This is a genomic window from Luteibacter sp. P4_E6 (assembly GCF_056401535.1).
In genome coordinates, this window is record NZ_JBFUJE010000070.1 from 1 (window position 1) to 13,338 (window position 13,338).

General features: G+C 64.2%; 10 protein-coding genes. 5 read left to right on the forward strand and 5 right to left on the reverse strand.

Annotation, left to right across the window (positions count from 1 at the left end; translation table 11 throughout):
* Both AC1DT2_RS06935 and AC1DT2_RS06940 read left to right on the forward strand, forming a co-directional pair.
* Window positions 1-729, forward strand: a 729-nt coding sequence (locus AC1DT2_RS06935) for a C40 family peptidase (protein ID WP_477295396.1), incomplete at its 5' end; no start/stop codon positions are given.
* A 91-nt stretch (window positions 730-820) separates the two neighbouring features.
* Window positions 821-1,585: a pseudouridine synthase gene (locus AC1DT2_RS06940; RefSeq protein ID WP_477295398.1), complete on the forward strand. Its 765-nt coding sequence runs from the start codon at window positions 821-823 to the stop codon at window positions 1,583-1,585.
* A gap of 33 nt (window positions 1,586-1,618) precedes the next feature.
* On the opposite strand, the gene kbl is transcribed toward AC1DT2_RS06940, so the two are convergent.
* The 3 genes from kbl to tdh form a co-directional block, all read right to left on the reverse strand.
* Window positions 1,619-2,818 carry a glycine C-acetyltransferase gene (kbl, locus tag AC1DT2_RS06945; protein ID WP_477295400.1) on the reverse strand — a complete coding sequence of 400 codons (1,200 nt, stop codon included), beginning with the start codon at window positions 2,816-2,818 and terminating at the stop codon, window positions 1,619-1,621.
* 79 nt (window positions 2,819-2,897) lie between these two features.
* Window positions 2,898-6,497, reverse strand: coding sequence for a DUF748 domain-containing protein (locus AC1DT2_RS06950; protein WP_477295402.1), 3,600 nt, complete (start codon window positions 6,495-6,497; stop codon window positions 2,898-2,900).
* A gap of 100 nt (window positions 6,498-6,597) precedes the next feature.
* Window positions 6,598-7,620 carry an L-threonine 3-dehydrogenase gene (gene tdh / locus AC1DT2_RS06955; protein ID WP_063572233.1) on the reverse strand — a complete coding sequence of 341 codons (1,023 nt, stop codon included), beginning with the start codon at window positions 7,618-7,620 and terminating at the stop codon, window positions 6,598-6,600.
* A 188-nt stretch (window positions 7,621-7,808) separates the two neighbouring features.
* Between tdh and AC1DT2_RS06960 the strand changes: the two genes are divergently transcribed.
* Window positions 7,809-9,947: a S46 family peptidase gene (locus tag AC1DT2_RS06960; RefSeq protein ID WP_477295404.1), complete on the forward strand. Its 2,139-nt coding sequence runs from the start codon at window positions 7,809-7,811 to the stop codon at window positions 9,945-9,947.
* A 143-nt stretch (window positions 9,948-10,090) separates the two neighbouring features.
* On the opposite strand, the gene AC1DT2_RS06965 is transcribed toward AC1DT2_RS06960, so the two are convergent.
* Both AC1DT2_RS06965 and AC1DT2_RS06970 read right to left on the reverse strand, forming a co-directional pair.
* Window positions 10,091-10,444, reverse strand: a complete 354-nt coding sequence (locus AC1DT2_RS06965; protein WP_213948360.1) for a hypothetical protein — start codon at window positions 10,442-10,444, stop codon at window positions 10,091-10,093.
* Window positions 10,445-11,000: 556 nt separating this feature from the next.
* Window positions 11,001-11,996 (reverse strand): hypothetical protein, encoded by a 996-nt coding sequence (locus tag AC1DT2_RS06970; protein ID WP_477295406.1) that lies wholly within the window; start codon window positions 11,994-11,996, stop codon window positions 11,001-11,003.
* A 103-nt stretch (window positions 11,997-12,099) separates the two neighbouring features.
* Between AC1DT2_RS06970 and miaA the strand changes: the two genes are divergently transcribed.
* Both miaA and hfq read left to right on the forward strand, forming a co-directional pair.
* Window positions 12,100-13,080, forward strand: coding sequence for a tRNA (adenosine(37)-N6)-dimethylallyltransferase MiaA (gene miaA, locus AC1DT2_RS06975; protein ID WP_477295408.1), 981 nt, complete (start codon window positions 12,100-12,102; stop codon window positions 13,078-13,080).
* 90 nt (window positions 13,081-13,170) lie between these two features.
* Window positions 13,171-13,338: RNA chaperone Hfq (gene hfq / locus AC1DT2_RS06980; RefSeq protein WP_477295411.1), on the forward strand; the 168-nt coding region annotated here is incomplete at its 3' end.

Consider the following 13,338-nt stretch of genomic DNA (forward strand, 5'->3'; position numbering starts at 1 on the left):
GCCTTATCGCTCATGCTTTTAAAGCGACTGACCGCTCTCGCGTTAGCCACCATTTGTTTCGCCGCTGTAACACCTGCTTTTGCCGATTCGGTCACGCCTTCACAGGGTCTGGACCAGTCCGCAGCGCTCTTGTTGACCGATCTGCCGGTGTTCGCACCCGCCACGGCGCTCGCGCAGTCCACCATTCCCGACCTTGCGACCCTGACCGCGCCCAAGGCGCCGGCCGCCGCCACCGTCAAGCTCGCTTCCACCGATTCGGATACCGACAACCAGACCGCCGATGACGACGACAGCCTCGTCGCCGCCGCCACCGCAAAACTGGCCGGCCACGTCGACGGTCATGCTCGCGAGGCGCTCCTGGCCTTCGCCATGAAGCTCCGCGACATCCGTTACCAGCGTGGTGGCCGTGCGCCCTCCACCGGCTTCGATTGCAGCGGCTTCGTCCGCTACGTGTTCATCCACAGCATCGGCCTCGATCTTCCGACCAACTCGGCCAGCCAGTTCCTCGCTGGCCTGAAGGTCAAGCGCAACGACATGAAGACCGGCGACCTGGTCTTCTTCCGCACCCGCGGCAAGGCCATCTCGCATGTCGGTATCTACATCGACAATGGTCAGTTCATCCACTCCCCGTCGGCTGGCAAGACGGTGCGCGTGGACAGCCTGAATGAGGCCTACTGGGCCCAGCACTTCGTCGGCGCCAAGCGTCCCGAAGGTATCGCAAAGATCTGACGGAAGCCCTTCAACGACTATTTCCGAAACGGCGTGCTCCGGCATGCCGTTTTTTTTGTCTGCCGTTCCGGCCGGGCGGTATCCTATGTCGATGCCCCGTCAGCCTCCTTACGCGCCCGGTCCTCGGTCGCGCCGTCCTGCGACACCCGTTTTCGGCCTTGCCCGCGTGCTGTCCAAGCGCGGCATCTGCTCGCGTAGCCAAGGCGAGAAGCTTGCCCGTGAGGGCAGGGTCCGCGTGGATGGCAAGATCATCCGCGACCCCGAGTTTCCGATGGCCGGGCACGAGCGGATTGAACTCGACGGTGCGGCTGCGGAGTCGGCCGCGCCTGTCTATATCGCCATGAACAAGCCACGCGGTCTCGTCGTTTCGGCGGCCGACGAGCGTGGGCGCGATACGGTCTATTCGCTGCTCGAAGGCGCGAAGCYACCGTGGATCGGCCCGGTCGGCCGGCTCGACAAGGCGAGCGAGGGCTTGCTGCTGCTCAGCAACGACACGGTCTGGGCGGCGGGTATTACCGAACCGGCGACGCACGTCGCGAAGACCTATCACGTCCAGGTCGAGGGGCAGCCGGATGAGGCGACCGTTAACGCCATGCTGGAAGGCGTCGTCGAGGCAGGCGAGACGCTGCGGGCCACGGCTGTTTCCTTACTGCGCCAGGGCGAACGGAATGCCTGGCTGGAGGTGACCCTCGACGAGGGGCGCAACCGGCATATCCGCCGGTTACTGGCCGCGCTGGGTTTCGATGTCCGGCGGTTGCTGCGCACGGCGATCGGTGACCTGGTGTTAGGCGAGCTGGCCAAGGGGCAGTGGCGGCACCTCTCCGATGCCGAGGTCGCCGCCCTCAGGCGGCACTGAGGCGGTCCGCGCGCCAGCGCGGACCGGTCAACCTCAGCCCTTCAACACACCCAACTGCCTGCCCACCCTGGTAAACGCAGCAATCGCCTTGTCCAGGTGCTCGCGCGTATGCCCGGCGCTCATCTGCGTGCGGATACGTGCCTTACCCTGCGGGACAACCGGGAAGAAAAAGCCCGTGACGTAGATGCCTTCGTCGAGTAGCGCGGTGGCCATAGCCTGGGCCTGCTTGGCGTCGTAGATCATCACCGGGACGATCGGGTGCTGGCCGGGGCGGATGTCGAAACCGGCCTCGGTCATCTTTTCGCGGAAGTAACGCGTGTTTTCCTTCACTTTGTCGCGAAGGTCGCCGGCGGCGTCCAGCATGTCGAACACCTTGCTGCCGGCGGCAACGACGTGCGGCGGAAGCGAGTTCGAGAAGAGATAGGGCCGCGAGCGCTGGCGCAGCAGCTCAATCACCTCGCGGCGGCCGGTGGTGAAGCCACCGAGCGCACCACCGAGGGCCTTGCCGAGCGTGCCGGTGATGATGTCGATCTTGTCGAGCACGCCGTGCAGCTCGGCGGAGCCGCGGCCCGTGTCGCCGAGGAAGCCGGTGCAATGGCATTCGTCGATATGGACGAGGGCGTTGTACTTCTTCGCCAGTGCCGTGATGTCGGCGAGCGGCGCGACGAAGCCGTCCATCGAGAAGGCGCCGTCGGTGGTGATCAGCTTGGTGCGCRCTCCGGCGGCATCGGCGGCCTGGAGCTGTGCTTCAAGGTCGGCCATGTCGCAGTTCGCATAGCGGAAGCGCTTGGCCTTGCACAGACGGATGCCGTCGATGATGGACGCATGGTTCAGCGCGTCGGAAATGATCGCGTCTTCCTCGCCAAGCAAGGGTTCGAACAGGCCGCCATTGGCATCGAAGCATGCGGCGTAAAGGATGGTGTCTTCCTTGCCGAAGAAGGCGGCGATTTTCGCTTCCAGCTCCTTGTGCAGGTCCTGCGTGCCGCAGATGAATCGCACGCTGGCCATGCCGAAGCCGTGGGTATCCAGCGCGTCCTTGGCCGCCTGGATCACGTCGGGGTGATCCGCCAGGCCCAGGTAGTTGTTCGCGCAGAAGTTGAGCACCTTGCGGCCACCCTCGAGCTCGATCTCGGCGGACTGCGGCGAAACGATGATGCGCTCGCTCTTGAACAGACCCTGTTCGCGAATGGAGTCGAGTTCGCTGGCGAAGCGCGTCTGGCCCGGATAGGTCATGGTCGGAAGTCCGGTGGGAGGAATTCTCAATTGTGAGGCCTCGCGCCCGATGAGAAAACCCGCAGAACCCCTTGGCGTGTCAGTGAAGTCCGAAATCCACGCGGGTGGTCTTCCCGCCGTCGTCAATCCCCTTCGGATCGAGCTTCGGCGCCAGCACGAACAGTCGTTTGTCGTCGACTTTCCCCTGTAGCCACTGCCGCACGGCGTTGGCGCGGCGCTCGGCCAGATGGCGCAAGGCATCGGCATCGACCGGCATATGGGTTTCCATCAGCGTACGCATCTCCTCCGGCGGCTGAGACTTGGTCAGACCGATGACGTTCTTCGGCTTGGGAAAGTCGGCGTGGCGGTAGGCGCGCTCGAGATACTTGTCCTGTTCCTCGGCGGTGGGTGCCGTGGTGTCGTCGCCCTTGGCGCTCACCTGCTCCTTGCGAATGAGATCTTCGACCATGACTTTGCGCAGGCCGGACTCATCCTTGCTCGTGTCGATGCGACCGATGATGTCGAGACTCACCGAGGGCTTGTCACTCAGAACCTTCACGATCTGGCCGAGCTTGTCCTGGGCCGCCGCATCGAGCACGTCCGAGCCTGGCGCGAACTCCACGTAGCCGAGGTCCTCGCGGCCACCACCGATGGAGGCGAGCAGTCGGAACGGGGAGGTCACCGCCTTGACGATGAGGTTGCCGATGGCTCGCCAGACCAGGCCGCCGACGCTGAAGTGCGGGTCATCGAGCGAGCCGGATACCGGCACGTGGACATCGATCCGTCCCTGGCTGTCCTTGAGCAATGCCACGGCGAGCTTGACCGGAAGGTGGCTGATGCCGGGTCCCTCGATGCGATCGCCGAAGGTGAGTTGGTCGATGAAAATGTGGTTGTCCGCGGCGAGTTTGCGCTGGTCGAGCGTGTAGTGGACATCGACGTTGAGCCGCCCGCTGGCAATCGGATAGCCCGCGTACTTGCCGGAGTAGGGCGAAAGGTTGGTGAGCTGGATGCCTTCGGCCTTCGCCGTGATGTCGAGAAAGGCGACCGGCGCGAGCGGATTGATGGTGCCCTCGATGTCGACCGGTGCATTGCTGTCCAGCTGACCCTGCAGCGTAAGCGCGGCAGGCGGAGCGCCACCCGCCGTGCCGAACGCGCCGATCTTGCCGGTGAGCTGGGTGACATCCGCCGTGTAGTTCGGCTTGATGAAATTGTCGGTGTAGTTCAGCTGGCCGCGGGTCAGCGTGATCTGGCCAATGCGTATATCGGCATCGGGTCCGCTAGCGCCGGGGACCGGGACCGGCGCCGCGGCGGGTGCCGTCTTCGGTGCGGGATTCGCCTGGGCCTGGGTCACCGACACGGCGCCCGGCGCTTCGGGATTGGCGACGACGTCCTGCACGTTGAGCCGCCCCGTCGCGTTGACGATGACGCGGGCGTAAAAATCGTCCAGTGCCAGGCCGCCAATCGCCACGCGAGGCACGCCGTCGCCGAGGGCGACAACCATGTTGCTGGCGCTGAGGGATGTCCAGCGGAGGAAGTCGTCGTTGGTGACCTTGTCGAGCACGCGTACGCGACCCAGCGTCGCCTTTCCGCGATAGCCGATCCGCGCCGTGACCTTCAGCGCGCTGTAGCGGACCTGGCCGTCGAGGCTGAGCAGGCCGCTTCCCACGCGAACGTTGAGCGGCACGGTCACCAGGGTCTGCAGTGGCGCCACGTCGATACGCGTGCCCTGGATCTTCAGATCGGCATCCAGCGGTTCAGGCTTGATCGTACCGACGACGGCGAAGCTGCCGTCGCCGAGTGCGCCCTTGAGATCGAGCTTGAGCGGTTTGCGAAGATCGTCGGAGAGTCCATCGACGCTGAAGGCATTCGCGGTCATCGTCACCGCGTTGCGCTTACCCGGCGTCTTCGCGTCGCGCAGGCTGAGCTTGCCATCGTTCAGGCCCAGATGGGCGACGCTCCAGTGCCAGTCCGAGCCGGCGGGGTGGGCGGCCGACGAGGAGGGTGGCATCACACTTGCCAGGTCGACGTTGCCGTTGACCAGTCGCTGCACGTCGAGAGTCAGCCCCCCCAGCAGCAGTTCGTCCACGCGGGCTTCGCGGGTGACGAGGTCGACCAGCGCGATCGTTGCCGACAGCGACGACCAGGTGACCGGCGAGGCGCGGCCGCCGCGTGGTACGAGCGTAAATTCGTCCAGGCGGGCTTTGGTGTTCGTGAGGCGAAGCGTGACGCCATCGTGCCAGCCTAGCGCCAGGGTACCTTCTGCGCCGACGTTGCCCCCGGTGATATCGGCGTTGAGCAGGGGCGGTGCCAGCGGCATCAGCGCCGGCAGCGAGACATTCTTGAGGGTGAGCTTGCCCAGGAAGCTGCCTGCGGGAAGATCCACCTTACCCTGCGTCGACACGGAGCCACCGGCCATCTGCGCCGACACATCCAGCGCCGCCGCCTGCGCCTTCACCGTGCTCAGTCCACGCAAGCTGCCTTGCATGTGTTCGAGATCCAGATGGGCGGGCGAAGGCCCGGAGAGGTCCGCATACTGGAGGTGCGAATCCTTCAGCGTGAGGCTGTCGATGCGCACATCCATGGGCGCCGCTTTGGCATCGGAAGGGGGCGCGTGCGTCGCCGGCCCCGGCGCCGTGAGCGCGTCGATATTGCTCTTCCCGCCCGGCAGGCTCGCATAGCGCACCGATGCTCGCTCGAGGGTCACCGCGCCGAGCCGATAACGGGACGTGAGCGGCTCGAGCACGGTGAGGTCCGCGTCGCCATGGGCCAGCTCCAGCATCGCCGCGCCGTCCTTACCGGTGACCTTCAGTTCGTCGAGCGCCAGCCGGCCGTTGAGGCGGATGCTGGGATGCGCCTCGGCCATCACGAAGTTCAGGGCCAGGACTCCGGAAAGTTTGCCGCTCGGCACGGCGACGGGCAGCGGCGTGGGAACGAAACCGACGTAGCGGGCGAGGTCCAGGTGATCGAGCCGGAACGTAATCGACGACTCGCGGCTGCTGGCGAAGGGTTTGGTCTGGCCCTGCGCTTTCAGCGGACTGCCGTCGACGTTCATTGCCAGCAGCGGCTGCACGAAGATGTCGGTGTCGCTGGGCAGGCTCGCGATGAAGGGGATGCCGAGCTCGAGGTGATCGACGCGATGCGTCGCATTCAGGAGGCGGTCGTCGAAATCGATCTGACCACCGTGCAGGGCGATGTTCGACACGGCAAAACGCGCCGGGCCCGTATCCGGCGCCGCCGGCTGGCTCGAAAGACGCTCGAGGATGTCGGTGAAGTTGAAGCGCTGCGGCGCGGTCCGCTGGAGGTGCACGCGCGGCGACTCGATGCGCAATTCGTCGAGGATCGGTGCTGCCCGGAACAGCGATGCCCACGAGGCGTTCGCGGTGAGCCGGTCGATATCGACAAACGCGGTATGGCCGTCGGCCTCGGCGATGTGCAGGCGCTCGATGACGAGCTTCAGGGTGAACGGGTTCAGACTGACATCACCGACGGTGACCGGACGTCCGAGCGCGGTGCTGGCGCGGGAAGCGATCTGTGAGCGAATGAGCGACGGTGCGGCAAGGAAGCCCAGCAAGCCAAAGAGGATCACGGCAATGAGGACGCCGAGCCCGATGCGCCGGCTGCGGCGCGACCGATAGACGGCCAGAGCCTGGTCGCGGCCCTTGTCCCAGCGGATGTTCCGCCACGCGATGCGTGTATCCATACTCCCGCCCCTTCACTGTATTGCCCCCGACGGAAAGTGTACTCGTCGGGGGCATGCGTGGGCGGGCGGTGCCTTACGGAATATCAGCCACGTGCGAGGCTCAGGTCCAGGAGCAGACGACCTTGCCGCTCTGCCCTGCATCCATCAGGTCGAAACCCCTCTGGAAGTCGTCGATGGCGATCTGGTGGGTGAGCACCTTCTGCAGCGGGAAGCCCGTCAACACCATCTGGGTCATCTTGTACCAGGTCTCGTACATCTTGCGGCCGTAGATACCCTGCAGGGTGAGGCCCTTGAAGATGACCTTGTCCCAGTCGATGCCGGCGCCACGCGGCATGATGCCGAGCATGGCGATCTTGCCGCCGTGGTACATGCAGTCGAGCATGTCGCCGAAGGCACGCGGGTTGCCGCTCATCTCCAGGCCAACGTCGAAGCCCTCGATGTGGAGGTCCTTGACCACGTCCTTGAGCGACTGGTTGGCGACGTTGACGACGCGCGTGGCGCCCATATCGGCGGCCAGCTTCAGGCGATAGTCGTTGACGTCGGTCACGACGACGTTACGCGCGCCGACGTGCTTGGCGATGCCCGCGGCGATGATGCCGATCGGGCCCGCTCCCGTGATCAGCACGTCTTCGCCGATCAGGTCGAATTCCAGCGCGCAGTGGGCGGCATTGCCGTACGGGTCGAAGAAGGCGGCCAGCTCGGACGGAATCTGATCCGGGATCGGCCACAGGTTCGAGGCCGGCATGGTCATGTATTCGGCGAAGGCGCCGTTACGGTTCACGCCGATGCCGACCGTGTTCGGGCAAAGGTGCTGGCGGCCAGCGCGGCAGTTGCGGCAATGACCGCAAACGATATGTCCTTCCGCCGATACGCGATCGCCGATCTTGTAGCCGGTGACGCCGGGGCCCATGTCGACCACGCGGCCGACGAACTCGTGGCCGATGGTCAGGCCCGGGGTGATGGTGCGCTGGGACCACTCGTCCCACTTATAGATGTGCAGGTCGGTACCGCAGATGGCGGTTTTCTCGACCTTGATCAGGACCTCGTTCGGACCGACCTGCGGAACCGGCACTTCTTCCATCCAGATGCCCTGTTCGGGCTTGCGCTTCACCAGCGCTCTCATCGTCTGCTGCATGGTTATCCAGGATTGTCGTGGGGACGGTCCGCGGCGCGGACCCAAACGGGGATTATAGTCCCGTGGGCCGTTGCCGGCGCTTGTGCGGCGCGGCATTGCCACCTCCGGAGGGAACCCTCTATGGTCGGGCGGACTTGATGGCCGACAGGGGCAACGAAATAATGCGGATCCGCTCGATGATGCTGGGAGCAGCCATGGCGCTGGCGCTGGATGCGAAGGCAGACGAAGGCATGTGGCTGCCGTCGCAGTTGCCCGGAATTGCGAAGAATCTCAAGGACGCCGGTTTCCGCGGCGACCCGAAGGACCTCGCCGACCTCACTCGGGCGCCCCTGAACGCGGTGGTCCGCATCGGTGGCGGCACCGGCTCGTTCGTGTCGGCGGACGGCCTGGTGGTGACCAACCACCATGTGGCCTTCGGCGTCATCCAGTACAACTCGAAGCCGGACCGTGATCTCATCACCAACGGTTACGTGGCCGCGGACCGTGCGGGCGAACTGCCGGCCAATCCGGACTACCGCCTCCGCGTCACGGTCGGCTTCGAGAAAGTTACCGACCGCGTGCTCGCCGGTGCCCGGGGCAAGACGGGCAGGGCGTATTACGATGCGGTGGACGCGGCGAGCAAGGCGCTGGTCGCCGAGTGCGAGGCGGAAGCCGGCATCAAATGCAGCGTGGCCAACATGTTCTATGGCYGCGACTTCTATCTGGTTCGCCAGCTCGAGCTGCGCGACATCCGCCTCGTTTACGCGCCACCGCGCGCCATTGGCAATTACGGCGACGAGGTCGATAACTTCGTCTGGCCGCGCCACGCCGGCGACTTCACCATCCTGCGCGCCTATGTCKGCAAGGACGGCAAACCGGCTGATTTCTCGCCGGACAACGTGCCCTATCACCCGCCGTCGCATCTGCAGATTGCTACGGCAGGCGTGGCCGAGGGCGACTTCGTCATGCTCRCCGGCTATCCAGGCACCACGTATCGTCACCGCACGGCCGCTGAATTCGCCGACCAGATCGAGTGGCGACTGCCAACCTCGGTTGCGGTGTTGAAGGCCCTGCAGGACGTGATCGAGGCCGAGGGCAGGACCGACAAGGAGGCGGGCATCCGCTACGCCTCCCAGCTTCAGACCCTGAAGAACGGTATCAAGCGATTCAGCGGCGAACTGGAGGGCCTCGAGCGCAGCGATGCGGTCACGGTTCGTCGCGAGGACGAGGCGGCGATGCTCGCCTGGCTCGCTACGCAATCCGATGCGAAGACGCTCAAGCCTCAGATCGACCAGGCCATGGCACTCATCGCACAAGGCAAGGGCGTGCGCGAGCGCGACCTGCTCGTGGGCCTGCTGTCGAGCCAGACGCAGCTGATGCGTGGGGCATTGTCGGTCGATCGCCTCGCCGTGGAGCGTCCCAAGGCGGACGCCGAACGCGAGTCCGGCTATCAGAAGCGCGACGAGGAGCTCATCCAGAGCCAGCTGAAGCAGATCCAGCGCCGTTACGATGCGCGCGTGGAAAAGGCGCTGGTCACGTCGCTCATCACGCGCTATCAGAAGCTGCCGGACGCACAGCGTCTGCCCGAAGTCGACAAGGTCTTCGGCCGGACGTCAGCGGAACTCGCGAAAGCGCTCGATCACATCTACGGAGCGACGACGTTTGGCGACGAGGCCGAGCGGACGCGACTGTTCGCGGCGGCGCCGGCCGATGTCGAGAAGAGTGACGACGCTTTGCTGGTCGCGGCCCGCGCGCTGCTTCCCGCACTCCTTCGCATTGAGGATGAACGCAAAGCGCGCGAAGGCGATCTCCTGCGCCTGCGTCCTTCCTATATGCAGGCGCTGATCGCTTATCGCGAGAAGCAGGGCAAGGCGGTGTATCCGGATGCAAACGCCACACTGCGCGTGAGTTTCGGCAAGGTCACACCGCTTAACGCACGCGATGCCGTCACCTACGCGCCCGTCACGACAGTGCAGGGCATCGTGGAAAAGAACACGGGCGTTGCCCCGTTCGATGCACCGAAGCCGCTGCTCGACGCTATTCACAAGGGTGACTTCGCCGGCTACGCCGACCCGAAGACGGGTGCGATGCCGGTCGACTTCCTGAGCAACCTCGACACGACGGGCGGTAACTCGGGTTCACCGGTGCTCAACGCAAAGGGTGAGCTGGTTGGCCTCAACTTCGACAGTAACTGGGAAGCCGTCAGCGCCAGTTGGATGTACGACCCACGCTACAAGCGCGCGATCCACGTCGATATGCGCTATATGCGTTGGTTGATGGACAAGGTGTATCCATCGCCGTCGCTGCTCAAGGAGCTGGGTGTTCCGGCTAAGTAGCGCGGCAGGCGAACGGCAGGCGAACGTCAGGCGTTATCCACACGGATTGTGGATACGACCTGCATAAACGTGTGGATAAGTCGGATCGGGCCTTCGCAGGCAAGGGCTTGCGTTGTGTTGGTCAGTGACTGACCACGAGCGGGTTAGTTGCCTCGAACTGACAGCAACTTGATCAGCACGGTGACGAATGCCGCGCCGGCGCTAAACCAGGCGAGAGCGATTGAACCGCTCACGACAGGGGTATACCAGCGGATTTCCAGCTGGGTCTTCATCGTATCCATGGCGAACTTTTTCGCCTCGGCGTCGGCTTTATCCCTCTCGGCACGCATCTTCATCGTTTCATCCAGGGACCGAGAGAACTCGAGATTCAATCGCCTTGCCTCCGCATACATCTTGTCAGTTTCCGCACGAGTGCGATTGAGGTCGGCATAGAATTTCTCGCGCTCGGTGGGCTCGTTCTCGGTGCGGTCTGTCGAATGGGCTTGTGCGGTCGTCATCGATGGAAGTCCAGCGTCGCGATGAGCGGGATATCCACTGCATCTGTGGGCGGAGTTTGTATAAGCGTGTGCATAAGTCAGTTAGTGGCTTGATGAGCAAGCACTTGCGTTACGTTGATCAGGCCTTGATCAGTGCGTTGGACGCCGGGTTTTCAAAGACTACCCCACCTTGTAGAGAGTGCGAGGTCAGGCGTCCCTGATTCTCATGCGCGGGATATCCACAGGGAATGTGGATAGCGCCTGCATAACCATGTGGACAAGTCCGTTTCGGCCTTCGCCACCATGCACTTGCGTTGTGCTGCTTACTTCTTGCTCACAGCCTGAAACCGACCTTCGCGATATCCACAGGGAGTGTGCACAGGCCTTGCATAAACCTGTGGACAACTTCGTTCTCGCCTTTGCCGCCATGCACTTGCGTTGCGGTGATCACGTAGTGACCAGGCGTACGACGACGAGCACTCGCGGGCGATATCCACAGGCTGTGTGGATACACCCTGCATAACCATGTGGATAAGTCGGTTTCGTCCTTATGCAGCGGCAGCTTGCATTGTGTTGGTCAATGCTTGACCGGTGTCGCTCTGCACGCGCGGGGGCACGCAAGCCACGCCTTCGCCTTCCTGTAGTCGAGTGTCATGACGAAGGCATCGAGTACGTTTGCGCCGACGGCACCGTGAACAGCGCTGTCCGTGTATTCGGACATGAACGACTCGAAATTGCTGTCGGCGCGTTCCGTGAACCACACGGGACCGACCGACCAGCCAGCGATCTCGACCATCGGCACCTGGATCGCCCTCACGGCTTTCCCCGCTCCCAAGTCATCAGCGGCTCCGATCAGGGGCCATTCCGGGTGATCGGCGTGCCAGCGGTTCATGAGGGTGCTCGTGATGTAGCTCGCGACGCCCAGGCCGTTCATCGTTGGCGTCTTCATGGCCGCGACGCCAGCTTTCGTCGGTTGCGCCGTCGCGCCTGTATCCAGGAGTACGTCGACATCCTCTCCGGCGACGCGGATCGTCACCCGGGGGTAGGCGGTGGTAAGCGCTCCTTCTGGATTGCGTTGCATGCCCAGATCAAACGCATGCGCGTCGTTCGCAGGTTGCCAGGCATCATCCTCGACGCGAAGCTGCCGGGCAGGGTAGTCGAAGGTCCACGCGTGCGTGGCGAGGTAAGTGCCGCCCGCCAGCCCGTCCGCGTTGCCGATGGCAGACCCTGTATTCACCACGAGGATATCGCCGCAGTGGGATGCCGCCGCGGGAATCCCCGCACGTGGGGCGTACTCGGGGCGAGTGACGAACGTAGCTTTCGACTGAGCTTCCCATGGCTCTTTCGGGCAGACCGAAGGCTTTAGTTGCAGTCGGTCGGCCGCAGCACGCGTTATCCAGAAATTGCTTCCACCTGCGCCGGTATCGATGAGAATGCGCAGTGAGTGGCCGTCCTTCGTCGTCGGCGTGGCGAAGAAATGACCCGCCTCGTATACGGTCGGGACGACCGTGGCGGCATCTGCGGCGAAGACGGTTCCGAGCAGGGCGACCAGCGCCATCGACACACGCAACATGCTTCCGTTCTCCTTTTAAGTGCGTGTCGATCCTCGCATCGGCGCCGGGCGCCTGTCACCGGGGTGGGGTAACCTTGCGGTCGTTTGATCGAAGTCCGTGTTCATGAGCCTCGACACCCGCCCCCTCGCCATTTTCCTGATGGGCCCGACCGCCTCGGGCAAGACGGCGCTTGCCTGCGCGCTGGCCGATCGTTATCCGGTCGGGTTGATCAGTGTCGACTCGGCGCTGGTTTACCGCGGACTGGATATCGGTTCAGCCAAGCCGGACGCCGCGACCCTGGCGCGCTATCCGCACGAACTTGTCGATATCCGCGATCCGGCCCAGCCTTATTCGGCGGCGGACTTCCGTGGCGATGCGCTGGCCGCGATGACGCGTCTGAACGAGGCGGGTAAGGTGCCCCTCCTGGTCGGCGGCACGGGCCTGTACTTCCGGGCGCTGCAACGAGGTCTGTCCGATCTTCCGGAAGCCGATCCCGCGCTGCGCGAACGTCTGGGCGCCGAAGCGGCGATCGTGGGTTGGGCGGCACTCCATGCCCGTATGGCAGCGCTGGATCCCGTGGCCGGTGAGCGTATTCGGCCCGGTGACGCCCAACGCATCCAGCGCGCCCTCGAGGTCATGGCGCTGACGGGCAAGCGCCTGACCGATCTGCAGAAGCAGGCGGTTGGCGATCGCCTGCCGTGGCGGGTGCTCAAGCTCGCCCTTCTGCCCGACGACCGCAAGGCCCTCCACGAGCGCATCGCCACGCGCTTCGACGCCATGCTGGGCGACGGTTTTCTCGATGAAGTCAGGGCCCTGAAGGCCCGTGGCGACCTGCATGCCGACCTCCCGGCGATCCGCGCCGTGGGCTACCGGCAGGCCTGGGAGTATCTGGACGGGCAGGGCGACGCCACGAACCTCCGCGACCGTGGTATCTATGCAACGCGGCAACTCGCGAAGCGGCAGATAACCTGGCTGCGCAGCGAGCTGGACGCGCGCATGTTTGACCCGGACCGGGGGGATCCGTTGCCGGAAGTGGACAGGGCTCTCGGGCAGTTCCTGGGAATGCCGATGTCGTCACGTCCGGTGCTTCCTGCTGGCGTTTAAAAGCAGTTAAGATTCAAGACACTTGGGCTGGGGCGCCATTTGGCGTTTTTTTACCCGGACCCGTACGAAAGGCGTAGGGGAGAAGAAGAAATGTCCAAAGGGCAGTCGTTGCAGGATCCGTTTTTGAATGCGCTTCGCCGTGAGCGTGTGCCGGTCGCCATTTACCTGGTGAACGGTATCAAGCTGCAGGGCACGATCGAGTCGTTCGACCAGTTCGTGGTTCTGCTGCGTAATCAGGTGAGCCAGATGGTCTACAAG

What these genes read in the sequence shown, in the direction of transcription:
- AC1DT2_RS06965 (WP_213948360.1), bottom strand. Translation starts at nt 10,444, where the DNA reads ATGACGACCGCACAAGCCCATTCGACAGACCGCACCGAGAACGAGCCC.
- AC1DT2_RS06950 (WP_477295402.1), bottom strand. Translation starts at nt 6,497, where the DNA reads ATGGATACACGCATCGCGTGGCGGAACATCCGCTGGGACAAGGGCCGC.
- miaA (WP_477295408.1), top strand. Translation starts at nt 12,100, where the DNA reads ATGAGCCTCGACACCCGCCCCCTCGCCATTTTCCTGATGGGCCCGACC.
- tdh (WP_063572233.1), bottom strand. Translation starts at nt 7,620, where the DNA reads ATGAGAGCGCTGGTGAAGCGCAAGCCCGAACAGGGCATCTGGATGGAA.
- AC1DT2_RS06970 (WP_477295406.1), bottom strand. Translation starts at nt 11,996, where the DNA reads ATGTTGCGTGTGTCGATGGCGCTGGTCGCCCTGCTCGGAACCGTCTTC.